27 protein-coding genes and 3 pseudogenes are annotated in these 25234 nt (G+C 40.3%); 18 read left to right on the top strand and 12 right to left on the bottom strand.

Going from position 1 to position 25234, the window contains the following annotated elements; translation table 11 throughout:
* Nucleotides 1-368: 368 nt before the first annotated feature.
* The 6 genes and pseudogenes from ACLKL2_RS01780 to ACLKL2_RS01755 form a co-directional block, all read left to right on the top strand.
* Nucleotides 369-1502, top strand: a pseudogene (locus ACLKL2_RS01780) (pyridoxal phosphate-dependent aminotransferase); the annotation flags it as partial.
* A 111-nt stretch (nt 1503-1613) separates the two neighbouring features.
* Nucleotides 1614-2390 (top strand): ABC transporter ATP-binding protein, encoded by a 777-nt coding sequence (locus ACLKL2_RS01775; RefSeq protein ID WP_413694227.1) that lies wholly within the window; start codon nt 1614-1616, stop codon nt 2388-2390.
* A 14-nt stretch (nt 2391-2404) separates the two neighbouring features.
* Nucleotides 2405-3114: pseudogene (locus ACLKL2_RS01770) on the top strand (ABC transporter permease).
* 8 nt (nt 3115-3122) lie between these two features.
* Nucleotides 3123-3806 (top strand): ABC transporter permease, encoded by a 684-nt coding sequence (locus tag ACLKL2_RS01765; protein WP_413693143.1) that lies wholly within the window; start codon nt 3123-3125, stop codon nt 3804-3806.
* Between the two features lie 11 nt (nt 3807-3817).
* Entirely contained in the window at nt 3818-4711 is an 894-nt protein-coding gene (locus ACLKL2_RS01760; RefSeq protein WP_413693142.1) for a DMT family transporter, read from the top strand.
* Between the two features lie 47 nt (nt 4712-4758).
* Nucleotides 4759-5514 (top strand): transporter substrate-binding domain-containing protein, encoded by a 756-nt coding sequence (locus tag ACLKL2_RS01755; RefSeq protein ID WP_413693141.1) that lies wholly within the window; start codon nt 4759-4761, stop codon nt 5512-5514.
* A 69-nt stretch (nt 5515-5583) separates the two neighbouring features.
* Here the strand turns inward: ACLKL2_RS01755 and ACLKL2_RS01750 are convergent, their stop codons facing one another.
* The 12 genes from ACLKL2_RS01750 to ACLKL2_RS01695 all read right to left on the bottom strand — a co-directional run bounded on the left by ACLKL2_RS01750 (nt 5584) and on the right by ACLKL2_RS01695 (nt 15692).
* Complete coding sequence (locus ACLKL2_RS01750; protein ID WP_113820412.1) at nt 5584-6201, bottom strand: TetR family transcriptional regulator C-terminal domain-containing protein; 618 nt, start codon at nt 6199-6201, stop codon at nt 5584-5586.
* Between the two features lie 416 nt (nt 6202-6617).
* Nucleotides 6618-7607 (bottom strand): thioesterase domain-containing protein, encoded by a 990-nt coding sequence (locus ACLKL2_RS01745; RefSeq protein ID WP_413694226.1) that lies wholly within the window; start codon nt 7605-7607, stop codon nt 6618-6620.
* A gap of 7 nt (nt 7608-7614) precedes the next feature.
* Nucleotides 7615-8370 (bottom strand): AMP-binding protein, encoded by a 756-nt coding sequence (locus tag ACLKL2_RS01740; RefSeq protein ID WP_413693140.1) that lies wholly within the window; start codon nt 8368-8370, stop codon nt 7615-7617.
* Nucleotides 8253-9833: an AMP-binding protein gene (locus tag ACLKL2_RS01735; protein ID WP_413694225.1), complete on the bottom strand. Its 1581-nt coding sequence runs from the start codon at nt 9831-9833 to the stop codon at nt 8253-8255. The genes ACLKL2_RS01740 and ACLKL2_RS01735 overlap by 118 nt, the downstream gene beginning before the upstream one ends.
* Nucleotides 9834-9935: 102 nt before the next feature.
* A complete protein-coding gene (locus ACLKL2_RS01730) occupies nt 9936-10379 on the bottom strand; it encodes a condensation domain-containing protein (RefSeq protein WP_413693139.1) in 444 nt (147 codons plus the stop codon).
* Nucleotides 10376-10747, bottom strand: a complete 372-nt coding sequence (locus ACLKL2_RS01725) for a condensation domain-containing protein (protein ID WP_413693138.1) — start codon at nt 10745-10747, stop codon at nt 10376-10378. Before ACLKL2_RS01725 ends, ACLKL2_RS01730 begins: the two co-directional genes overlap by 4 nt.
* The gene (locus tag ACLKL2_RS01720; protein WP_413693137.1) at nt 10735-11277 is read right to left on the bottom strand and encodes an AMP-binding enzyme; all 543 of its coding nucleotides are present in this window, start codon (nt 11275-11277) and stop codon (nt 10735-10737) included. The genes ACLKL2_RS01725 and ACLKL2_RS01720 overlap by 13 nt, the downstream gene beginning before the upstream one ends.
* Entirely contained in the window at nt 11278-11853 is a 576-nt protein-coding gene (locus tag ACLKL2_RS01715; protein WP_413693136.1) for an AMP-binding protein, read from the bottom strand.
* Nucleotides 11853-13922, bottom strand: a complete 2070-nt coding sequence (locus tag ACLKL2_RS01710) for a condensation domain-containing protein (RefSeq protein WP_413693135.1) — start codon at nt 13920-13922, stop codon at nt 11853-11855. The genes ACLKL2_RS01715 and ACLKL2_RS01710 overlap by 1 nt, the downstream gene beginning before the upstream one ends.
* Nucleotides 13923-14027: 105 nt before the next feature.
* Nucleotides 14028-14210 (bottom strand): MbtH family protein, encoded by a 183-nt coding sequence (locus ACLKL2_RS01705; protein WP_413693134.1) that lies wholly within the window; start codon nt 14208-14210, stop codon nt 14028-14030.
* A 230-nt stretch (nt 14211-14440) separates the two neighbouring features.
* On the bottom strand, nt 14441-15517 hold the full coding sequence (locus tag ACLKL2_RS01700) for an MFS transporter (RefSeq protein WP_413693133.1): 1077 nt from the start codon (nt 15515-15517) through the stop codon (nt 14441-14443).
* Nucleotides 15480-15692 (bottom strand): hypothetical protein, encoded by a 213-nt coding sequence (locus ACLKL2_RS01695; RefSeq protein ID WP_413693132.1) that lies wholly within the window; start codon nt 15690-15692, stop codon nt 15480-15482. Before ACLKL2_RS01695 ends, ACLKL2_RS01700 begins: the two co-directional genes overlap by 38 nt.
* 303 nt (nt 15693-15995) lie before the next feature.
* On the opposite strand from ACLKL2_RS01695, the gene ACLKL2_RS01690 reads away from it, so the two are divergent.
* The 12 genes and pseudogenes from ACLKL2_RS01690 (at nt 15996) to ACLKL2_RS01635 (ending at nt 25230) form a co-directional block, all read left to right on the top strand.
* Nucleotides 15996-17201, top strand: coding sequence for an isochorismate synthase (locus ACLKL2_RS01690; RefSeq protein ID WP_413693131.1), 1206 nt, complete (start codon nt 15996-15998; stop codon nt 17199-17201).
* Nucleotides 17201-18139 (top strand): AMP-binding protein, encoded by a 939-nt coding sequence (locus tag ACLKL2_RS01685; RefSeq protein WP_413693130.1) that lies wholly within the window; start codon nt 17201-17203, stop codon nt 18137-18139. Before ACLKL2_RS01690 ends, ACLKL2_RS01685 begins: the two co-directional genes overlap by 1 nt.
* A gap of 177 nt (nt 18140-18316) precedes the next feature.
* Nucleotides 18317-18442 (top strand): annotated as a pseudogene (locus tag ACLKL2_RS01680) (AMP-binding protein); the annotation flags it as partial.
* Nucleotides 18443-18550: 108 nt separating this feature from the next.
* Entirely contained in the window at nt 18551-18880 is a 330-nt protein-coding gene (locus tag ACLKL2_RS01675) for an AMP-binding enzyme (protein ID WP_413694224.1), read from the top strand.
* Nucleotides 18881-18890: 10 nt separating this feature from the next.
* Nucleotides 18891-19781 (top strand): isochorismatase family protein, encoded by an 891-nt coding sequence (locus tag ACLKL2_RS01670; RefSeq protein ID WP_413693129.1) that lies wholly within the window; start codon nt 18891-18893, stop codon nt 19779-19781.
* Nucleotides 19782-20372, top strand: a complete 591-nt coding sequence (locus ACLKL2_RS01665) for an SDR family NAD(P)-dependent oxidoreductase (RefSeq protein ID WP_413693128.1) — start codon at nt 19782-19784, stop codon at nt 20370-20372. It begins immediately after the preceding gene.
* Nucleotides 20373-20385: 13 nt separating this feature from the next.
* Nucleotides 20386-20553 (top strand): SDR family oxidoreductase, encoded by a 168-nt coding sequence (locus ACLKL2_RS01660; protein WP_413694223.1) that lies wholly within the window; start codon nt 20386-20388, stop codon nt 20551-20553.
* 8 nt (nt 20554-20561) lie between these two features.
* On the top strand, nt 20562-21293 hold the full coding sequence (locus ACLKL2_RS01655) for a 4'-phosphopantetheinyl transferase family protein (RefSeq protein WP_413693127.1): 732 nt from the start codon (nt 20562-20564) through the stop codon (nt 21291-21293).
* A gap of 89 nt (nt 21294-21382) precedes the next feature.
* Nucleotides 21383-22396 carry a Fe2+-enterobactin ABC transporter substrate-binding protein gene (gene fepB / locus ACLKL2_RS01650; protein ID WP_413693126.1) on the top strand — a complete coding sequence of 338 codons (1014 nt, stop codon included), beginning with the start codon at nt 21383-21385 and terminating at the stop codon, nt 22394-22396.
* A complete protein-coding gene (locus tag ACLKL2_RS01645) occupies nt 22389-23405 on the top strand; it encodes a Fe(3+)-siderophore ABC transporter permease (protein ID WP_413693125.1) in 1017 nt (338 codons plus the stop codon). The genes fepB and ACLKL2_RS01645 overlap by 8 nt, the downstream gene beginning before the upstream one ends.
* Nucleotides 23402-24388: a FecCD family ABC transporter permease gene (locus tag ACLKL2_RS01640; protein WP_413693124.1), complete on the top strand. Its 987-nt coding sequence runs from the start codon at nt 23402-23404 to the stop codon at nt 24386-24388. Before ACLKL2_RS01645 ends, ACLKL2_RS01640 begins: the two co-directional genes overlap by 4 nt.
* Nucleotides 24388-25230 (top strand): ABC transporter ATP-binding protein, encoded by an 843-nt coding sequence (locus ACLKL2_RS01635; protein WP_413693123.1) that lies wholly within the window; start codon nt 24388-24390, stop codon nt 25228-25230. The genes ACLKL2_RS01640 and ACLKL2_RS01635 overlap by 1 nt, the downstream gene beginning before the upstream one ends.
* The last annotated feature ends 4 nt before the right edge of the window (nt 25231-25234 follow it).

Here is a 25234-nt window from a genome sequence, read left to right as displayed (position 1 = left end):
TCACTTAATTAACCAAGGTCGGTTATTCTAAGGTGTTAGAACCTAAGAATTATCTATATTGATCTTAAATATTATCGGCTGAGATACATTTTTCTTTATCTATTTGAAAAAAATTAATTTCTCATGCACTTTGATGGTTCATTAACACTAATCCTCTATATAAAAAGTGTTGGATTATATACAGTTCCAGCCTTTTACTTCTGCACCAAGATAATTCAAAAAACAACCTGTCGCACCATCATGGTGAAGTTAATATCAATCGCTGTTTTCATCTAACTATTCACTATTGAACGATCGTACATTTGCGAGTAGTCTAAAATACAGAAATAAAATAAACCTATTAAAAGTGTATTAAAAAGGAGATAAATTTGAATTACTCACCATTTGTAAATCGGATCAAAAGCCAAGGCGGGGATGCTTGGAATATTCATTTTGAAGCTGTTAATGCACAACGAAAAGGTGAAGATACCATTATCTTAAGTGTCGGTGATCCTGACTTTAATACACCTGATGTTATATGTGATAGTGCCATTAGAGCGATTAAAGAAGGCGATACGCATTACACGGATACCTGTGGACATATGGCCTTACGTGAAAAAATTGCGGAGGTACATAACCAAACAGCGAAGCACAAAATCAATGTGGAAAATGTGGTAGTTTTACCAGGCACACAAAATGGTTTGTACTGTGCAGCCACTTGCTTATTAACTAGCGGTGACGAAGTCTTAGTGATTGACCCTTCCTATGTCACCTATGAAGCAACCTTAAAATCAACTGGTGCTAAGATAGTACCGGTGCCGACCTTAACCGATGATCATTTCCGCATCAGTCACAGCGCGTTACGTACACTGGTAACTGAAAAAACCAAAGCAATCTTTTTTGCAAATCCTAACAACCCTACTGGCCGCGTAATGGATCGTGACGAACTGGAAGAGATTGCAGCAGTCGCTAAAGAGTTTGACCTGTGGGTGGTTTCAGATGAAGTCTATCAAGCACTGAGTTTTAGCAAAGAGGTGATCTCCATTCGTGAATTAGAGGGAATGCAAGATCGCACCATCACCCTGTCTAGTCTTTCTAAATCTCATGCGATGACAGGCTGGCGCTCAGGTTGGATGATTGCTAACCCAACGATGATCGGCCATATTGAGAACCTCACCTTAAATATGTTTTACGGGTTACCTGGTTTTGTACAACAGGCTGCAATTACCGCCTTAGAGCACAATAAAACCATTAGTACATCAATGCTTGAAGTCTATAAACATCGCCGTTATCTAGTCATGGATATGCTCAAGGATTGTCCTTCTATTAAACTCGTCGCACCCGATGCCGGCATGTTTGTATTGGTTGATATTCGTGAATTAAATATGTCAGCTAAAGACTTTACATGGGGATTATACAAGCATACCGGCGTGGCAACATTAGACGCAGAAGCTTTTGGTACCTGCACCAAAGGATTTGTTCGCCTCTCTTTCTCAGTCAGTGAAGCAGAATTAACTGAAGCCTGTAAACGTATTAAACAGTTCATCACGGATGTTGTTGAAGGCACTATCACGGTAGCAAGCAATCAAGAGCAACAAACATCACCTATTGAAAGTATTAAAGAATCTAAAATTATCTTACCTAAGAAAGTTATTGAAGTAGTTGACTTGCATAAAAGCTTTGGCGACCACGAAGTCTTAAAAGGTGTTTCTTTATGTGCTCGTGAAGGTGAGGTTATCTCTTTAATTGGTGGGTCAGGCTCAGGTAAAAGTACCCTATTACGCTGTATCAATATGTTAGAGGTACCAAATAAAGGACTTATCTACGTTAATGGCGAAGGTATCAATACTGATATTGACCACAAAGGACAACCTTTTGTTACAGACCAAAAACAACTCTTAGATATCCGTTCACGTCTGGGAATGGTGTTTCAAAACTTTAACCTTTGGCCACACCGTACCGTATTAGAAAACTTAATCGAAGCACCTATTCATGTATTTGGTGAATCTCGTTTCGTCGCCATAGAACGCGCTGAAGGATTATTAGAGCGAGTTGGTATGGCACATAAACGTGATGAATATCCAGGTTTCTTATCCGGTGGTCAACAACAACGTGTTGCCATTGCACGCGCACTGGCTGTTGAACCAAAAGCGATGCTCTTTGATGAACCAACATCAGCTTTAGATCCAGAACTAGTGGGAGAGGTATTAAAAGTGATCCGTTCCTTAGCCGAGGAAGGCCGTACCATGATGTTAGTGACGCATGAAATGGCATTTGCCCGCGATGTTTCTTCGCATATTGCCTTCTTACATCAAGGCGTGATTGAAGAGCAAGGCAAACCAAATGACATATTTACCAATCCACAAAGTGAGCGATTCCGTCAATTTATCAATGCTCAGCATAATCGCTAACAGGGAGAGTTTTTATGAATGAAGCAATGCAATTGCTCGGGTTTGGTGAAGGTGGTTGGGGACCCGCATTATTAAGCGGCACCTGGGTCACCTTGCAAATATCCGTTGGCGCATTTATCGTGGGTATTTTGATTGGTTTATTAACCGCCCTAGCCAAACTATATGGTAATTCTTTTTGCCAATCCTTTGCCCGTGGTTACACCACAGTATGTCGAGCGGTACCTGAATTATTACTGATACTGCTGTTTTTCTATGGCGGCAGTAGTTTACTTAATATACTGTTTGACTACTTAGGATATGGCTATGTGGAAGTTGCCGGTTTACCCGTAGCAATTATCGTACTTGGGTTAGTACAAGGCGCTTATGCCTCAGAGATATTTCGTGGTTCTATTTTAGCCGTTCATTCTGGTCAAGCAGAAGCTGGTTCTGCCTATGGTATGAACCAACGTAAAGTATTTTTAGAATTACCTTACCTATTATGGCACCACATGCTTTAGCAGGTTTATCAAACCTCTGGGTTAACTTAATAAAAGACAGTGCCCTAATCAGTGTAATAGGTACTAACGAGCTGTTATACACAGCGAAACAAGCAGGTGGGTCTACTCGTGAATATTTACTGTTCTTTGTTTCAGTTGCTGTTATCTATTACTTAATCACCCTTATTTCTAGTTATCTGTTACGCAAACTTGAAATTCATTTACGCCGCTGGCAACCAAAACACTAGGAGTAAACATGGACGTCTTAATTGAATATTCAGATCTCATTTATGAAGGGTTACAAGTTACCTTAGCGTTATTAATCATAAGTTTAATTTTTGGTTTTATCTCTGCTATTGGTGTTGCACTGGCGCGATTATCAAAATACCGCGTGATTGCTTACCCCGCTTTCTTATTTACTAGTGTGATACGTGGTACGCCGTTATTAGTACAAATATATATCTATTACTACGGGTTAGGGACCTTATTCTCACAAGTCCCAGGCATTCGAGGTCACTTTTTATGGCCCTACCTACGCGATGGATTTTGGTATGTTGCCATTGCACTGATTATCTCAACGGCAGCTTATTTAGGAGAAATTATTCGTGGTGGATTATTAGCCGTGCCTAAAGGTGAAGTGGAAGCGGCAAGAGCTTATGGCATGACAGAAACTAAAGCCCTATTACGCGTTCGATTACCAAGAGCACTATACCAATTAGCACCCACCTTAGCGGGTGAAACAGTACTGTTATTAAAATCAACGGCATTAGCGTCAACCATTGCAGTGGTTGACCTATTGGGTGCCGCTAATCAAATACGTTCGATCACCTTTGAAGTATATAAACCACTTTTATTAGTGGCTGTGATTTACATTATCGCAACCTACTTAATTGAAGTGGCATTTGCCCAGTTTGAAAAACGCATCCCAATGAAACGATAAGGAATAGAGTGATGTCAGTAAACAGTAAATCAGTCAATAAAGGTATTTTACTTTGTTTTGGCGCTTACGCTATTTTCTCCATACAAGATGCGGTAATGAAATGGATGGTTGCAGACTTTGGTGTAGCAGAGTTGTTGTTCTGGCGCAGCCTAGCAGCGTTGTTTATCTGCTTAGTGATTGGCCGTAAAGCAATTATTAAACAAACCATACAATCACCTGTTATTAAACCATTAATGTGGCGTAGTTTAGTTGCCGCCTTTGCTTGGGTATTTTATTACTTATCTGCAAAGGAATTGAGTTTGGCACAGATGACCACCATCTATTATTCTGCCCCAATTATTGTGGTGGTACTAGCCGTTTTATTGCTTAATGAGAAGCCTACAAAACTGCAATGGGCCAGCGTTTTTATTGGATTTATCGGCGTATTAATTGCTTCTCGTCCTGGCTTTACTAGTCAAGCGTTATCAGTATTTTATGCGCTCTTTTCAGCACTGTTATGGGCTTACACCTACATTTTATTAAGAAGGTTATCAGGTAAAGCCAGTATCTTTGTGCAGATGGTCGCTGCTAATTTTATGTTCATCGTGATCATAGGTGTCAGTTTGCCTTGGACATTCACCTCATTTGATAGCACAGCTATCTTAGTGATGATGGTAACAGGTGTAATTGGCGCTGCAGGCCAGTACTTTCTATTTGCTAGTTTTGAGCATGTAGAAGCTACTGTACTCGCTCCTATTGAATATACCGGGCTTATTTGGGCATTTATTTTCTCTTACCTTATTTGGGGAAGTGAACCTAACAACTTTTTAATCATGGGTGCAGTGATGATTGCAGTCAGTGGCTTTGTTTCAGTATTAGCCAATAACAAAAAGAATAAAGCAATTAAATTACATGCAGAAGCTTAATCAACTTTATTAATCAAAAACTTATGACTAAAACAAAGAAGAATAAAATGAAAAAAACACTATTAGCACTTTCTATGGCATTGACTGCTATTTCAGCATACGCTGCCGACACAATTAAATTTGGTGTAGCAGCTGAACCTTACCCACCTTTTGCAACTAAGTCATCGGATGGTACTTGGCAAGGGTTTGAAATAGACCTAATTGTCGATATTTGTAAAGAAGCGGCCTTAGACTGTGAAGTCAAAGAGGTAGCCTGGGATGGCATTATTCCCTCTCTACAAAGCAAAAAAATAGACGTTATTTTTGCATCAATGACTGTCACCGATGAACGCGCTAAAAAAGTGCTATTCACTGCACCTTATTACAATACATTACCAGCAGTCGTTGGTCTTGATGGACAAGAGTTTGCGCTAGATAAAAACACATTAAAAAGAAAAATAATCGGTGTTCAAACCTCTACGATTGCTGCGCTTTACATTAAAGAAAAAGCAGGGAAATTCACTAACATCCGCTATTACGATACACAAGATGCTGTTAACTCAGACCTGTTAGCAGGCCGTATCGACTTTATGGTTGCCGATGATATTCCAGCAACAGACTTTTTTAATAAAAACAAAGAAGGCCTGAAATATTACGGTTCAGTAGAGTATGAAGAGATGCTAGGTAAAGGTGTCGCAGCAGGTGTTCGTATAGAAGATACTGAGCTTGAAGCTAAATTAAGTACTGCGATTAAAAAGGTAGTAGCATCTGACCATTACAACGAATTATCAATCAAATACTTTGGGACTAATATCGCGCCTTAGTACCACAATGGATAAAAGCCAGTGTAAGCAGAAGGTGGTTATTCCCCCTTCTGCTCTTTTATACAAAAATTAAGTGTACAAACCTGCTTTAAAGCCTTTAACCCAGTTTCTACAGACACTTAGTGAGTTATGCAAAGAGATATGTTGTGGTGCTAAACATTGTCTAACCCAAAGACCATCTAACAATGCCATTAATCCCTGAGTAGCTAGTGACACATTGGTATCCTGTAAATTTTCATCTTGTTTTATTTCATTTAGTAATGCTTTTAAAATAACTTCTATCCGTCCATTTGCTGTTTCATAGGCGTCAGCCATTCCTTCCGAGTCTCTGATTAAACTCCAAAACACTAACCAAGGCTTTAAAAGATTTTGATCGAAAGATTCAATATCAAAATGAGTACGGAAAAACGCATCTAACTGCGCGGAAGCATCGCCATCACAAGCTTGAAGTCTATCTTCAATTTGCGCCATAAACTGTTCAGAAACAGATTGATAAGCATAAATAATTAACGCATTGATAGAACCAAAATGATGATTCACTAAACCTTGTGAGACATTCGCCTCTTTGGTTATCTTACGCACAGATAGTCCTGCATACCCATCCGCAATTAAACTTCTTATAACGCCCTGTACCATCAAAGATTTACGTTCATCGGGCTCTATTCGGTCAAATTTTTTAATTCGCATAATCAATCATTCACTTGTTTATTGGGGATAAAGAGATAATAGCCTAACAGCATTAAAGTTAACGTTAACAGATGAAACTAAAGGTGATTTAGTCCATATAGTTCAATTAGCAATCTAGCTTAATTCACATAATAGCGGTCGAACGACCCTATTTGCCCATAAGACACTTCATAATATTAATGGTTAAATCGATCAATTAAAGATTAAAAAAGAGATTACAACGAAACTATGCACACGTTCAAGAATTTATACGGACTTATTTATACGATCGTATGATTTATGTTCTTATTCTATTTTTTAATACAAATAGATTGACAAGTATCTAAAATAAAGCGGTCTTATCTATATCAATAACCCCCTCTTTATACTAATAAAGACGATAATATTATAATGATATTATCGTCTTAAATAGTCAGTTACTCATCAAACGACTGATCGCTCAACGAATTAAAGAGTAAACCAGACACCCTTGGCCCAATCTTTAATAACGCTTCGCTTGATAAAATATCATCATGCGAAAATGGCAGCCTATATTTCGTCAGGTCTTTAACAAAAGGAGCCCATGATTTAACTTCATCCCAACCATCGGGTAAGGTTTTTTCTGCAACAAATAGATGCACTTTCCCTGCATAAGGCTGCGTAGTTGCTTTAGCGAGTAAACGCACCGTATCATCATAGTTAGCCACAATATCATTGAACATTTTGTCTTGTTCTGCGAGGCCTACTTTATCTGACATATCATTTTCAGCAGCAGCAAAGAATTGGCGTTTTTCGCGTTCCACTTCCTCCCTTGCTTCTGCTTCTGTAGGACGTTTCCACTCTTGCCCTTCTGGTGGATAGGTATCTAATAACCCCACAAAGGAGACCTGTTCTCCTTGCTTCTCAAGTTTTGCGGCTAACGCAACAGCAACTGTACCACCAAACGAATAGCCTAAGAAACGATAAGGCCCCTCTGGTTGTACACCTTTCAATGCTTTGTAATAATGCTCAACAGCAGCTTGCATATCTTCACTGACAGCAACAGCACCATTAGGTCGAGGAGACTGTAAACCTATTATTGGGTAATTTCCTTCAAGGTATTTTGGAAGTCCCGTATATTGCCACGAGAACCCTGACCCTGGATTGATACAGATCAGCGGTGTTCCTTGTCCCTGGCGAATAGGTAGAATATGCCCGAAACCTGCTTTTTCAGGGTCGTTGCGTAAAGTTTCATCAACTAACACCGAAGCTAATCCTTCGATAGTAGGCGACACCATGATCTGCCCAACTGAAACAGGCAAGCCTAAACGGGCTCTTAATTCAGCGGCTAATTTCATCGCCATTAATGAATGACCACCTAAATTAAAGAAGCTATCTTGCGCAGATATCTCACTCACGTTTAATAATTTTTTAAAGGTTTGAGCAATAGTTTGCTCAATACCTGCTGTAGAGTGTTCTTCCCGAGATAGATTGGTTTTGTTGCGGGTCTGGTAAAGCTTTTTTGCTGAGCTTACCGTTAGCGCTCAATGGAAACTCACTAACTTCGATTAACGCAATAGGTATCATGTGTGAAGGTAACACCTCAGACAATGCACTTAATATTTGAGCATGGCTTAAGCGCGCTTGTGTATTCAATTCAGTATTAGCAATATAATAAGCCACCAGCTGTCGATTATCCTGAAGCGGTTGATTGGATGATAGTTGCTGTAAAACACGTGCATCCACTGTGACTTTTTTGATCTCTTTAAAGGTTAATAACGCCTGTTCAATCTCCCCTATCTCAACACGTAAACCGCGGATTTTAAGTTGATCATCAGTACGCCCTAAATAAACCACATTGCCATCTGAAGTCCATTTAGCAATATCGCCAGTGCGGTACATGCGTTGGCCATCACCCTGTATATCAGCAACAAAACGATCCGCGGTAATATCAGGCCTATTTAAATAACCATTTGCTAATTGCTGACCCGTTAAATACAACTCCCCGATGCAACCGATGCCTACTGGTCTCAGCTGCTGATCTAAAATACGTAATTCTGTATTCCAAACAGGTAAACCAATAGGGACCTCTGCTAATTTCTGCTGTGTTGCTTGATTAGCAGGATAGTAGCTGACATCAACCGCTGCCTCAGTAGGCCCGTACAAATTATGTAATGGTTTATCGCTGATTGATTCAAATTGCTCAACCAACCTAACGGGTAAAGCTTCTCCACTACAAAAACACGTTTTAATGTCGCGTTGATCGCTGACAACTGCTCGGAACTTGCTGCATGCTCAACAAAGGTGGCTAACATCGAAGGAACAAAATGCAAGGTTGTAATGTTTTCTGAAATAATAGTATCTAATATGGCTTGAGGGTCTCGGTGTGCATCAGGATCTGCCATGAATAAACAGGCTCCCTCAATCAACGGCCAGAAAAACTCCCACACTGAGACATCAAAACTAGAAGGTGTTTTTTGTAAAACAACATCTTCAGAAACCAACTGATAAGTATCTTGCATCCATAATAAGCGATTAACAATGGCTTGATGAGAGACCACCACGCCTTTTGGTTTGCCCGTAGAGCCAGAAGTATAAATGACATATGCAGGATCAGTCGCCTTAATCTTGGTTATCGCTTTATCTTGCAAAACATCAGTCTCTAATGGCTGTTCAAGTAACGACTCTATCAAGATTATATTCAATGCAATGTCGTTAAATGCCTGTTTTGAAAACCTTGAAAGTTGCGCTCTTGTAGTAATCAGAGTCGTCACTTTTGCATCTTCAAGCATAAAAGCTAAGCGCTCATCAGGGTAACTGCTATCTAAAGGTAGATAAGCACCACCGACTTCAATCACTGCTTGTAAAGCAATACTTAACTCACAACTTCTAGGAACGGCAACCGCAATAAATTCAATACGATTTTCAAGCGTATTACTACTTTTTGCTTGCTGTAAGCCTTGAGCAACATCACTGACTTTTGCACGCATTTGTTGATAAGTTAATGATTGCAGATTATCTTTCAACGCAACACGCTGAGGTGTTTGCTCAGCTTGAGACTGTAACAAATCCCGTAATGAATTATCTGGTATCGAGACCTTGGTTTGATTAGCTTGAGTAATCACTTTACGATCCTGCTCAGTGTGTAAATCTAATGCTGGTACTTTAAGCTCAGGGTTATTGATTATTTGCGTTAAAATTTGGATAAATCGCTGCGCCAATTGTTCAGGTTGACTCACCACATCTCGATACTCAAACAATATCCGAATATTGTCGCATGGTAATACTAATATCGTTAACGGATAATGGGTATATCCTCTATTTTCAACGTTATTGATACGCAAATCTCTGTATCTTTCATTGAGTAGTTTCTGGTCAGCGGGATAATTTTCAACCACCAATAAGGTATCAAATAGATTATTAACATCTGCAATACGCTGAATTTCCCCTAATCCTAGCCCGTCATGAGACATTAAATTAATTTGCTGAGTCTGTAACGCGCGTAACTGCGTCAGTAGCGGTTGGTCGTGATTAAAATTAATCACTACAGGCAAAGTATTACTGAATAAGCCGATTTGTTGATCAATACCTTGTACATCGCTGAAACGACCAGAAACAGGGCTACCGAAAACCACCTGATCGCGCCCACACATTGACCCCAACTGTACTCCCAAACACCCTGTATCAGGGTATTTAACGTAATACCATATTGTTGACAATAGCGTGCTATATCAGCGCTTAACTGACTATCTAAACTGGTTTTTAACTCCTGTACATCAGAGTTTGACTCTGCATAGATCATAGTTAGTGTGACACCAATGAGTGCCGCCTTCCAAGCCTTTTTCTGCCTCTTTTGTTGAACGTGCAGCCATCTCCATAACCACATCTTGATAAGCAGTTGTTAACTGATTTGCAGCTCCTTCATTACCAGCATAAGCATCAAATAAAGCCTGTAATAGGATAGGTGTAGACCAACCATCAATAATTAAATGATGGGCAGTAATCAATAATTGATAGTGTTGCTCAGCCATCTTAACTAGATTAAAAAACAATAGTGATGACGAATTGTTCGGTTGAGAAACACTATTATCAAGCTCAAAAACTTTATATGCTTCGTCCATTTCCAATGAATATAATGCTGATTGCTTTTCTTCCTCGCTAAATTCACTGAAATCAAATACCTTAAGTGGCGCATATTGCTTCGCTGACACTAACGTCATATCCGGAATAATTTGCAGGTTTTACCTGTTAACTGCACATCAAACTGCGCGGCTAATTGCGGATAGCTCACGATCAAAGTAGCAATAGCATCTTGCAGTCGCTGAGTATCAACGGCTCCCTGTAGCCTTAGCTTGGTGGTAAAACTATATAGGCTATCTTGTGCCGCAAGTTGAGCGTGGAATAACAACCCAGCTTGTAAAGGTAAAGCCGGCAAAATATCCACCTGCTCACCGTAATGCTGAGCCAATAGTTGTAATTCTTCACTAGTTAACAAATTCGTTAATATTTCCGCTCTAGTTCGGCTCTTATCTAACTGTTCATCATAAACTTTCTGTGTAATTGTTAATGGAGAGGCTATTTTACACATACAGGGCGCCATTTTTCAGCGGTTCTCTCTTTAAAAATGGTTTGTGGTTTTAATTCGTAACCTTGTTTATGTAATGCAATGCTTAAGCGCATGGCACTAATACTATCCCCCGCTAATTTGAAAAAATCATCCTCTAAGCTAACACGATTAAGCTTGAGCACTAGCGCCATTTGTTCACATAAAATGCGCTCTTGATCGGTGTTTGGTAATAACTTACCTTGGCTCAACAGCACTGGTTTAGGTAAGGCTTTTTTATTAATTTTACCACTCACGGTGAGCGGCATCTCCGTTAAAATAGAGACAATAGATGGCACCATATAATTGGGTAATACAGAAGATAGCTGTGTTAAAACTGCATCCACCACCTCTGTTTCGCTGCCTAATTGATGCTCATTCAAAGTACAATAAGCTAATAAACGCTGACTCGCCTCGGTTACCTCTGCGATAACGGCGACCTCTTTCGTGAGCGGTAAACATGATAAAGCGGCTTCTACATCTCCTAATTCAATGCGATGACCTCGTATTTTCACCTAGTTATCACAACGCCCAACAAACATTAATTGCCCCTGTGCAGACCAACGCGCAATATCCCCCGTCATATACATCACATCGCCTTCCATAAAAGGGTTAGCAACAAAACGGCTTGCTGTAATATCGGGTCTATTTAAATAACCCGAAGACATATTATCCCCCGCTAAATATAACTCACCATTCACACCTATCGGCACAGGTTGTAGATTTTGGTCAAGAATATAAACACATGTATTCGCAAAGGGTTTACCTATCTCCACCTCTGGCGTTTTATCTGATATTTGTTCACTGGTTGCATAAACAGTAAACTCAGTGGGCCCGTAAATATTATGAGAAGCAATAGAGGAAGAGCGCAATGCTTCCCAAAGAGAAGGTGGCACAGGTTCACCACAAATATCCATTAATTTAGGTTGGTGTCTTTGCGTCTCACATAATCCAGCTTGTACCAACTGGGTTGCTAACGATGGAGCCACTGCTAGCGTGTCTATTTTATCTGTTTGTATTGAATCTAGTAATGAAAAAGCATCTTGTTTAACCTGGTCAGAATAGATGTGTAAGGTATGGCCTAATGCCATTAAAATAATGGGATCCCAAGAAGTATCAAAGAGAGAGAGCCAGTTAATGCGACATTAAGTTGCTTCTCATTGATCTCAATACTGGAATACACCTTGTCCTGTAATGCCGCGACGAGATTAATCAATGCGCCATGTGACACCATCACGCCCTTCGGGCGTCCTGTTGAGCCAGAAGTATAAAAGACATAGGCCAAATCTTGTTGAGTTACATGACACTTATTCGCGGGTAGCGGAGTATCATAACAGGCTTCAAGTACGGTTAATGTCGGTTGGTCGTCAAGGCAAAGGGTCAGGATAGTATTAGGTAACAGGTGTTGATGTTCGATAGTACTCAGTGCAAGGCTGGGGACTTTATCTTCGCACATCATGGCTAAGCGTTCAGCCGGATGTCCTAAGTCTAAAGGTAAATAGACCGCGCCTATATTCATAATTGCGAAAATGGCAATAATTGAATCAATACTACGAGGGACTGCAACGGCAATTAAATCACCCGCTTGAACGTCATGAGAAAGCAGTAAACGACTTAATTGATTAACACGTTTATATAACTGTTCAAAATTTAATGACTCTCCCTGATACACAAGTGCACTCTGCTCACCAGCATGCTGAGCTTGTTTAATCAATAGCGACACAATGCTAGGCCCATAACAACGGGTATCTACCCTTGGGCCATTTGACCAAACAGCTAACTGTTCGACTTCTGCAGCAGTAACTATCGAATAATCACCTATAGTTTGTTCAATATTAGCTTCAGCATTTTCAGCATACTGAGATAATAAATGTATTAAACGTTGCCCGTGTAATTGCAACTCGGCTTGGTTATATCGCCCTGAATTTGCAGACAACTCAATGCTTAACTTACCTTGTTGTACATACACACCAAATTCAATGTCTTCTATTGGACCAGTAGCAACTTGATGAGTGACACCTTTTACCCCCGCTAAATCCAGTTGGTAATCAAATAATTTACAGTTTAAGGTCGCGCTATAAAGGCGTTCTTTGCCGCCCGCTTCCCCTAGATCCCGTTGTATTTGCTCTGCTTCATATTGTTGATGACGTCTGATCTTTTTAATCTGCTGTGTTAATAACTTAATACAATGTTCAAAGGTATATTTCGACTTTACTGTCACCATTAATGGCAAAACATTCACTGATGTGCCCAGTGTGGTTAACGCCTGAAACCCCATCCTTCTCATCAATGGATAACCAATACATTGAGTCTCCTGCCCAGTTAGCTTTGCAAGGTAAATAAACACAGCGGTACTGGCAATATCGGCCACTGTAAAATGAGCATGCTGCTCAATCAGTCCAGTAATGGTGTCTGGCACACTAAATTGTGCTCTGATAACCTGCGTATTTAATCCATCAGGGCTACTTGATGGACGATAAGATAAAGAAGTAGGTGTAACGTCTTGTTGACAATAGTCTTGCCAAAATTGTTTATCTTTAGATTTTTTATCGCTTTTATCATAGGCAATATACTCTTCAATCACCGCCTGATAAGGAGTAAAAGGTGAAGACCCAATCTCTTGAGCTGATAACAAAGCAGTATAAATATGACTTATACGTTGAGTGAGCGCTGTAAAACTAAAACCATCTAACATCAAATGATGGTAACGCTGATACCAAAACCAACGCGTTTCACCATTAACAACGGGTAATTTAAATACAATATGTCGGAAGCGATCTGTTAACACGTCAGCTCTTGGTGCTTGTTCAATATCAGCCTGCATTAACTTAATGGCTTGATCACAAGCATCAAAGTCGCTAGAGAGATCGACAAAATCAACACTTTCAATATCAATTTTTTGACTCGAGTTAAGTGTCTGTATGCTCCCTTCTATATTGTTTTCATAAACAGTATGTACGGTATCAGCTTCTTTCATGCCTAGTTGAATCGCTTTATCAAGTACATCGAATTCAATCTTCCCAGATAACTCAACATATTGAGCAACAGCAAAAGTATTATGCTTAATCGCTAACTGGTCCGCTAACCAAATGCCCAATTGAGGCCCAACAATAGGAAATGATTGATTAATCGAAATTTCAGGTGAAGTAGTGTTTGGCAAAATGACATCCTTTAATTAATGATGTTAAAAATAATGGCGAATAACGCTTATTCGCTAGCCGTTGATCAGGTTTATTTTTTAATTAAAATCAAAAATACTGACCGACTAAGACGGCTCCGATAATAGAAATGCAATGCACTTTTCTCGTTGTTCAGGCCCAAACAAAACTTGCCAGCCCTTTGGCACTGCAGTGAAAGTGGGCCATAGACTTTGCTGTTGTTTATCATTAATTAATACAAAGAATTGGTGGTCAGTATTATCAAATGGATTGATATATTCATTTTGCATTTTTATCCTTAAAGCCTTAACTGGCTTAATTGTTAAACCATCAAATAAATCATTGATGATCATTGTTTAATGTCACACACCACCATTAACATTAATGATTATTAGTATCATTTAGTTTTTAAATACAATTATCCCTACATTGGCATAAGCACGTATTAATATGAGTGAGGTGTCAGAACGACATTGTGTTGATTGATAAGAGGAAAATAGTTTCCTCTTATCTTATTGAATTAACGCTTAGCTATCGGAGGTGCTTGATCGTTATTGGGTATAATGAGCGAATCATGATTTACCCACCGCCATAATATTAATGGGGCAGCAACAGTAAGGAAGATACTCAACATCGCCACCCAATCCATACCAACAATTTTATTGTCAGCGGTTGTCGTTAATAATGCCGCAGATAAAAAACCAGCGGCTCCAGAAGCAACATTACTGACACTATTATTAATCGACATAAATGCCGCTCGTTGCGGTGGTGATGGTAAGTGACTAATGATGCTAGTTGTAGCGCTCATTCGTACCGTACTCACCGTCATCATGAGCGCAAAAAGTACAAATAAAGCATTGACTTGTGGTGTCTCAATAAAAATAAGATAGAGCGATAAAGCCACCAACAGTGCACTAACAATATGCAGTTGGTGGCGAATGCCTTTATCAAATAATTTCCCAGTAAATTGCAGAGCAATAAAACTGGCAGCACCGCCCCCAAAATACAATGCAGACATATGCTCTCGAGGAAAGGAAAGGTTAAACTGGAAATAAGCAGAGAAGTTACTAATGATCAGAAAATGCGCCAATATTTGAATCGCAACAACCAATAAAGCAATTTTAACTTTGGATTGTGCAAATAACACCGACACTGCTTTTTGCTTTGCCTTGCCACCTGATTGAATGTGTGAGGTCATGGTTGGGAAAGCCATCACGCATAAAACCGCTAACACTAGGCCTAACCCACCAAAAATCCAAAAGTTAATTTGCCATGAAAAATACAAAGAAACCAGCAACGACAATGGCACCATTAAAATAGCTGCGATAGAAAAAGCACTACCAATAAAAGCCATCACTCTGCCACGGTTGGGTGGTGGCGTCACATCAATTACAGCAGCCATTAATACCGATGAAGCTGGCCCAGTAAAGCTCCCTGATAAGGTGAATAATATTATCAAAGCTATCGGCGTGGTCGCAAAACCACAAGCAATTAAGCACAGCCCTCTTAATAATAAAAATAACACCAATACTGATTTCCGATCATATTTATCAAGGTGGTCAGCTAATAACCAAGTCAACACGGCAGACCCAAACATCGCCCCACCAATCAAGTAACTCAATGTGCGCTGGATTGAAGTCAATACTCTTGACTAAATCAGGCCCTAACGGCACTACCATCATGAAACCACCGAGAGAAATAATATTGATCAAAAAAGCTAACCTAACGACCCAATTAGTGGTTGGTTTTACTGTGCTATTTTCTAAAGTCATAGACTCATCCTGAGAAAAAATCAAATAAAAAGACAAATATTTTTATAGTCATTCGTCAAAAAAGAAGTCGATTGTACACATAAAACAATTTCGATCGCAAATGATAATAATTATTAATTGCATTGATCTGTTATTAAAAACCATGCTAGCATTTTAAATGCACTCATCATTTTTAAATAAAAAACAAATAGGAAACTTAGTAACAGAGCAACTGGCTAAGTTCAATTTTATTTATATTTATTAATGATTTATGAGAGCCGTTGATTTTAAAAATAAGCATTCAGTTTACAGGGGAACCTACTAATGAATACTGAAAACCTTGATCAAAAAAATATTAAACAGAAAACCAAGCAAGCTAAAATGGAGTTCATTTTTACCTCTCCACACAAAATATTGACAACGGAGGGTGTGAAAAAGACACTTTCAAATGAGGGATTGGATACGTCTGAATTTATAATCTCTGTTAAAAGTCATTTAAAAAAACTAAAAGAAAATGGCCATGAAAACCCTATTGCGATTGGTTCAATTCCCTTCGATATCAATCAAAAAACCGAGTTCTTTATTCCAAATAGCAGTACATTTTCCGAACATTTTAGTGACGGTACTGAGACTCAGGAAATCGATAGCACTAAACTAATTTCATTATCACAAGTGACTGGTGAACAACATTTCAAAGGAGCAGTTAATAAGGCCTTATCGCTCTCAAAAAATACACAATTAGATAAAGTTGTTTTATCTAGGGCCATCGATGTACAAACATCTGGCACTTTAAATGCGCAACGCATGGCGCGCGTTTTATATCAGCAAAACCCTTCTGCCTATGTTTTTTCAATTCCACAATCCAATGGCAGTACCTTAGTGGGAGCCAGTCCAGAATTGTTAGTTAAAAAACAGGGTAATCAAGTCAGTAGTAACCCGTTAGCGGGATCAAGAAAACGCACCGCAATAGCGACACAAAACGACGCACTTTCTGATGAGTTATGGTCATGTACCAAGGACCGTTTCGAGCATAAATTAGTGGCCGATGCCGTTTATCAACACCTCCAGCCCTTTTGCAGTGAGATTAACAATCCAGAAGCTCCTTCAATTATCGAAACCTCTGCCATGATCCATTTATCCACTAAGATTGATGGCACTTTAACGTCAGAAAATACCTCGGCACTTGATCTCGCTTATGCGCTTCACCCTACCCCAGCAATTTGCGGGACACCAGCGAATTTAGCAAAAGCAACTATCCAACATTTAGAAGGCTATGAACGCGCACAATTTTGTGGCGCTGTTGGTTGGATGGATTCTCAAGGCAATGGAGAATGGGTCGTCACTATTCGCTGTGGAGTGATCCAACAAAATGCCATTCGCCTCTATGCAGGAGCAGGCATAGTAGAAGGCTCTGATCCAGCCGCAGAATTCAATGAAACGGAAGCAAAACTAAATACCATGTTAAGCGCACTTGGTTTTAATGCCGCTAACGAAACACAACAATCAGCACAGACGATGGTACTTTCATAATGACAATTCAATTTACGCCATGGCCTGAACAATTTGCAGAAGAATACGTTAAAAAAGGCTACTGGAACAATCAACCCTTAACACATATTATCGATGGACAACTGACGGAAAATGGCCATAAAACAGCGATTATTTGTCACAACAGAGAGTTCACTTACCAACAAATTGAAGCACTCAGTAATCAACTTGCTCGCGAAATAGCATTAAAAGCGATCCCAGCAGGATCGACAGCACTAGTGCAATTACCAAATAGTGCTGAATTTTATATTGTGTATTTTGCTTTACTAAAATGCGGTATCGCCACAGTGAATGCGTTATTTAATCATAGCGTTCATGAGTTAACGGCATTTGCTCAGCAACTCAATCCTGCTTTATATATCTTATCAACAGAGCATCCTTTATTAACCACCGAAGAGCAGCAAAACACCTTAATCACAACATTAGCGCAGTATGGCACAAACAACAGCCAAGCTTTATTAGTGTCACCTATTCAGTCAGATAATGAAAAAACGAAGCTACTCGCTGATATGCACTGGCTTGATGAGAAAAAATCATTGTTGTTAGATGGCAGCTATGCGGACAAAGTTACGCTGCAAACGGCAGCGGATCAGGTTGCTTTCTTCCAGCTATCTGGCGGGAGTACCGGCACTCCAAAATTGATTCCTCGCACACATAATGACTACTATTACAGCATCAGACAAAGTGCTGTGATCTGTCAACTTAACTCAGATTGCGTTTACCTATGCGCCCTCCCAGCACCACATAACTTTACCCTGAGTTCGCCAGGTGCACTGGGCGTATTTTTTGCTGGCGGTACGGTTGTTACCGCGCCCGATCCAAGCCCAACCACTTGTTTTGAATTAATCAAGCAGCATAAAGTCAATATGACTTCATTAGTGCCACCTGCCATTACACCTCTGGATAAATGCAGTCGCTGATGATCAAACCAATCAACTATCTAAACTTAATACACTCACGCTTATTCAAGTCGGTGGCGCTAAGTTAAGTAGTACCATCGCAGAAAAAGTCAGTGTTGTGTTGGGGTGCAAATTACAACAAGTGTTTGGCATGGCTGAAGGGTTAGTCAATTACACCACTTTACTGACAACCAATGGCATATCACCCATACGCAAGGTAAACCTATGTCACCTTGTGATGAGGTTAAAATACTCGATGAATCAGGTAACCCGGTTAAACAGGGCGAAGTCGGCGCGCTATGGACACGTGGTCCCTATACCTTCAGAGGTTATTACAACGCCCCTATTGCTAATAGCCGAGCTTTTGATGAACACGGTTTTTATTGTAGCGGTGATTTAGTAAAACAAACTGAAACTGGCTATTTAATTGTAATGGGCCGTAATAAAGACCAAATAAACCAGGGTGGCGAAAAAATTGATGCGCAAGAAGTAGAAGAGCTGATGTTACAGCTTCCAGCTATCTCAGACGTTGCATTAGTGGCCATGGAAGATCCCGTATTAGGCGAACGCAGTTGCGCTTACATCATTAACAAATCAGAAATAAAAGCCAGAGATGTTCGCCGCTTCTTAAGAGAGCAAGGTGTTGCCTCTTACAAAATTCCAGATCGTATTACCTTTGTTGATAATTTACCCAAAACCGCCGTAGGTAAAATCGACAAACGTGCTTTACGCGCACTAACTTCTCTACAACTTACTGAATAACAGGATAATTATGTCTATTAAATCACTTGCCGCTTATACATTACCAACGTCAGAAGAGATCCCAACCAATAAAGTATCTTGGCCTTTTGAACCCCATAAATCAGCGTTACTAATTCATGATATGCAGCAATATTTTGTCGAATTTTACGGTCAAGATAATCCATTAATCGACCAAGTCGTAAAGCATATTGCGGAGCTTAAACAGTATTGTAAAACCAACAATATCCCAGTGTATTACACCGCACAACCTCAACAACAACCAAAGGGTGACCGCGCATTACTCAATGATATGTGGGGAAAAGGTTTGCCAGAGCATCCAGGAAAGCAACCTATCATTGATGCGTTATGCCCAGATCAAGATGATATCGTGCTAACTAAATGGCGATACAGCGCATTCTATCGCTCACCGCTTAAAGAGATGATGGATAACTCATCACGTGATCAACTGCTTATCTGCGGTATTTATGGTCATATCGGCGTCATGCAAACCGGTGTGGATGCATTTATGAATGACATAAAACCTTTTATAGTGGCCGATGGTATTGCCGACTTCAGTCGAGAAGACCACTTATTAGCGCTCAACTATATTGCTAGAAATGCCGGCAGAGTGGTCAGTAAAGATCACCTTATCAATACACCTGTGAGCACTGAACATAATATTGCCTTCACCAAATCAAGTTTACGCGCTCAAATAGCGCCCTTTATTGAAGACGCTGATGAGCTACAGGATGACGACAATCTGATGGATTTTGGATTAGATTCTGTTGCGGTCATGACGCTAATTGCTAAATGGCAACAACAAGGTATCAATGCCACCTTTGTAGACCTAGCTAAAGCACCTAGTGTGGATGGTTTCTGGCAAGTTATCTCCCAATCATCAGGTCAAGAAGGACAGGCTTAAATGGCAACACAATCGGCGAATTCTCAGCAATGGCTCAATAAAACAGTGTGGGTAACAGGTGCTAACCAAGGTATTGGTGCGGCTACAGCAGAAATGTTCCTACAATTGAGGGCTAATGTGATTGGCTTTGATCAACAGTTTGATCACCCTCACAGCCAAATCAAACAGGTCACGTTAGATATTAGTAATGAGCAAGCTGTGAAAGAGATTTGCCAGTCGCTATTGGAAACAGACAACAATGTTGATGCATTAGTGAATGTGGCAGGTATCTTACAGATGGGAAAAATAACGGAGTTAAGTAGTAAACAATGGCAACGTACTTTTGATGTTAACGTATCTGGCGCATTTAATTTGATGCAACAAGCGATTCCAGTGATGAAGGCTGCTAATACAGGCGCCATTGTCAGTGTCTCGTCAAATGCAACGCATATGCCTCGTATGTCAATGGCAGCATACAGTGCATCAAAGGCCGCGTTAACCAATTTAACCATGGTGGCGGGTATTGAACTTGCTGAATACGGTATTCGTTGTAATGTAGTATCACCGGGCTCAACACAAACGCCGATGCAATGGTCGCTATGGCAAAAATGAAACCGGTGAAAAAATCACCATTAATGGATTTCCTGAACAGTTTAAACCAGGTATCCCACTCGGTAAGTTAGCAATACCAGAAGATATCGCTGAAACCATTGTCTTCCTATGCTCCTCACAAGCCAACCATATAACATTGCAGGATATTGTTATTGATGGTGGTGCAACCTTAGGTAAATAAGGTTATCAGTGTTCAATCTAAAATGTGCCAATAACCTGCCACTAGATAACCCTGTTTGTATCGATACAGACTCTGTATCGATACAAATTCAAGGGCATTTAGTATTAGCCAGTTGTCATTTTGACTCAACTCGTTTTAATAATAACCATTTCAAGACCCTTAATATTGCAATGCCCAATGCATTGCATAATGCAGTGGCAAAGCGTAAAAGTGAATTTTTAGCAGGTCGTTATTTGGCTAAAATAGCCATGAAAGAGTTAGGGTATGAAGGCATAAATATTGAAATTGACCAGCACAAAGCACCAATATGGCCTCCGGGATTGCTTGGTTCTATCTCCCACTCAAACAATATGGCACAGTGTGTCATCACTAAGTCACAAAATATACATTTTTTAGGCATCGATATTGAACATTGGTTATCTACCGCCGATGCACATTGCTTAGTGGATAACATTGTTGTTGAAGCAGATGAATACCAAATGATGCTACCTCATATAAGCTTTGAGCAGGCAGTCACGTTAATTTTTTCAGCAAAAGAGAGCTTATATAAAGCGATATTTAAAGAGTTTGGCCACTATATTGATTTTCATGCAGCCAAGGTGACCAAGCTGGATTTTACTACAAAACAGCTGACCTTAGTTTTATGCCAATATTTATCTGATACGATGCACATAGGTCGCCAGTTTATTTGTCAGTTTAGTTTGTGTGAGCGATCAGTTACCACCTTAATCAGTGATTAGATCCCCTGCGTTAATATTAATGATTATCATTAGTACAAAATTAATGAATTTATCTATATAATCATTTTATTTTTTTCAAGGTGTTACACATGATCCGATTGCTTGTCCGCCCTTTCTTGATTGTTTTCATCGGGCTTGTATTAGCAAGTTGTGATGATTCTCAAACATCCAATTCAACATTAGCACTAGATCAAATAGAAAAATCCCCGTCTGGCTGGCCAAGAAGTATCATGACCTCACAAGGGTTAGTGACTATTGAGGAACCGCCTAAGCGTATTGTCTCTACCAGTGTTACCCTATCAGGCACCTTGTTGGCAATAGATGCCCCTTTAGTGGCTTCAGGAGCAACGATGCCCAACACTAATGTCGCTTCAGAAAAAGGGTTTATGCGTCAATGGGACACGATTGCAGAGCAACGTGGTGTAAAAGCGTTATATCAAAGTGAACCCAATGCCGAAGCCATCATCAAAGCGCAACCCGATGTGATCATTATTTCAGCAACTGGTGCTGATTCCGCAATGCGTTTATACGATCAACTTAAAGATATCGCCCCAACACTGGTGATCCGTTACGATGATAAAAGCTGGATCCAACTAGCACAAACCTTTGGAAACCTCTTTGGATTAGAAACTCAGTCCGAGTCAGTGATCAATTCATTTCAACAACAAGTCGAACAAACTAAACAAAATATTACCTTACCCGCCCAACCCACTACCGCCATGGTCTATACGCTAGATGACAGTGGTGCCAGTATTTGGACAAGCCAATCAGCTCAAGGCCGTTTACTTGAAACCTTGGGCTTCACCCTTGCCACTGTCCCTGAGTCGATCAAAGGCGATATCAGTATGGGCGTTCGCAATGATATTATTATTGCTAAAGGCGAGCGATTCGCAGATGCCGTAACAGGAAAATCCATTCTGTTATTTTCAGCTGAAAAAGCGACACAACAACAAGTATTAGACAATCCTTTTTTACAATCAAATCCAGCGATTCAGAACAAACAAGTATACGCAGTGGGTAGCGATACTTTTAGGCTCGATTATTACAGTGCCAGCAATTTATTGAAACGATTACAAATGCTCTTTGGCAACAACAATGATTAATGGCCAAACACAAAAAAGTGTAACAAGTCGTTATCAGTGGTTAATCCTTTGCATCCTATTGTTAGCGCTAATCATGGTTGCCAGCCTATGCATTGGGGCTAAACCTATATCCATCAATGATATTTATCAGGTGCTATTATCCGATCAAACAGGGTTAACCAGTACCATCATCTTTGAGGGGCGCTTACCAAGAACCTTAAACGGCTTATTTGTAGGAATGGCCTTGGGTACGTCAGGCGCATTAATTCAAGCAATTACCAGAAACCCGCTCGCTGACCCAGGCATACTGGGCATCAATTTAGGCGCGAGTTTAGCCGTTGCCATCGCCGTAGTCTTTTTAGGCGCAACGCAGTTTAGCGCGTTTTTCATTTATGCCGCACTAGGTTCATTAGTCGCCAGTTTACTCATCTTTGCCATTGGTAGCCTCAGTGCCGGTAAAGTTGACCCACTTAAGTTAACCTTAGCAGGTATCGCCTTAGGCGCTGTGTTTGCTGGGCTAAGTTCAGCATTAATCTTATTTAACCCACTCGCCTTTGATCAAATACGGTTTTGGACAGTAGGCAGTTTAGATATTCGTACCTTGTCAGTGCCCTTGTATATTGCGCCGATAGTTATTGTTGGGTGTTTATTGGCCTTAAGCATTACACCTGCATTAAATGCATTTGGTTTAGGTGACGCGTTAGCAGCAACCTTAGGAAGTAATCCTATACGAGTTCAGATCATTGGGTTAATTACCATCACCTTATTATGTGGTGCAGCCACCGCCGCAGCCGGACCAATAGGGTTTGTTAGTTTAATGATGCCGCATATTGCACGTTGGATGGTCGGCCCAGATCAACGCTGGATAATCCCATTCAGTTTCATCCTCACTCCGTGCTTATTGCTGATTGCCGATATTATTGGTCGTTTACTGGTCGTCGGCGAATTAAGAGTATCTATCGTCACCGCCTTTATTGGCGCACCTATTCTTATCTATCTGGTACGCCGGAAAGGAGCCAGTAGTTTATGAGCGCCATGACAAACAATCTACTAAGCAAAGCCTTAGTATTAGCTAGCGCATTAACTTTAGTTTATTTTACCTTGTTCATCGGTGATGATATTGCCAATAACCTACAAGATATTTGGCAATTAATCAGCGGCAAAGCAGACAAATATCAATCGATAGTCGTCTGGCAATGGCGTGCTTCAAGATTATTCTCAGCAATAATCATTGGTGCAGCACTCGGTATAAGTGGTGCGGTTTTTCAATCCTTAGTGAGAAACCCACTCGGTAGTCCCGACATTACAGGCTTTAACGTAGGTGCATTTACTGGGGTACTGATCGCCATTGCCCTCTTTGGAAATATCTACTGGTACAGTGTTGTTGGGGCAATCATAGGTGGTTTATGCGCCGCTATTTTAGTCTACCTATTTGCTTATCGAAATGGCCATTCAGGTTTTAGGCTGATTATCGTAGGCATTGCGATCAGTGCGACCTTAACCGCCTTTAATCAATGGCTATCGCTGACCGTATCATTAGAAACGGCAATGACCGCAGCACTTTGGAGCGCAGGATCACTTAATGGCATGACTTGGTTACGGATCATGCCGGCAACGCTATTAATTGTCGCTTTAATGGGCTTAGCACTCCTGCTTAATACGCGCATGAAATTGTTAGAAATGGGCGATGATACAGCCGCTGCACTAGGTATCTCAGTCAATAAAACACGCTTAATCATCATGTTAATTGGCGTCTCTTTAACGGCAGTTGCCACAGCAATTACAGGCCCTATCTCTTTTATTTCACTAGCGGCTCCACAAATAGCACGTCGATTACATCCACAAAAACATATTACCCTAGTGGGTTCTGCGCTAGTCGGTGCGTTATTACTTATGAGTGCTGATTTTATTGCTCAACATAGTATGCAAGACGCGACCTTGCCTGTCGGCCTTGTCACCATTAGTTTAGGTGGCCTATACCTGGTTTATTTAATTATTCGAGAAGGTAAATAATGACACAACAATCCTCTCAGCTAAGCGCTGTAAACACAGTAGAAACAAAACAAGCGGCGCTATCTACCCAATCAGTCACCCTAGCCTACGAACAAAACGTGATTGCCAAAGACCTTTCCGTTGATATTCCTCACGGTAAATTTACCGTTATTGTAGGCCCCAATGGATGCGGTAAATCCACCCTATTACGCGCTTTAAGCCGTTTATTAGTCCCGCAATCCGGTGAGATTTTATTAAATGGAAAGAATATTCACCACCAATCAACACGTGAAGTGGCGAAGAGGTTAGGTTTATTACCGCAATCAGCGATCGCTCCCGATGGTATTAAGGTCATTGACTTAGTCTCACGGGGCCGATTCCCGCATCAAAAATGGTTTCAACCATGGTCTGAAGCAGACCAAAATGCCGTTGAATTAGCGATGCAAGCGACTGGCGTAATAGATTATGCAGAGCTTAACGTGGATCAATTATCAGGCGGGCAACGTCAACGAGTATGGGTGGCCATGGCATTAGCACAGGAAACATCACTACTGTTATTAGATGAGCCCACCACTTACTTGGATATTGCACATCAAATCGAGTTAATGGATCTATTCCAAGATCTTAATAAGATTCAAGGGCATACATTGGTTGCGGTATTACATGATTTGAATCATGCATGTCGTTATGCAGATCATTTAATCATGATAAAGTCAGGCCAAGTTATTGCTACAGGTGCACCTAATGAGATTGTAACCGAAGAAATTATCCAACAAGTATTTGGTTTATCCTGTTTAATTTTAGCTGATCCTGTTTCTAATACGCCGCTCATTATTCCACGAGGAAGAAAAACGGCGAATTAATTTA

Source organism: Psychromonas sp. KJ10-2 (genome assembly GCF_047323255.1).
GTDB lineage: Bacteria > Pseudomonadota > Gammaproteobacteria > Enterobacterales > Psychromonadaceae > Psychromonas.
The sequence above is the reverse complement of the archived record's forward strand: the minus strand, read 5'-3'. Positions and strand labels throughout refer to the sequence as shown.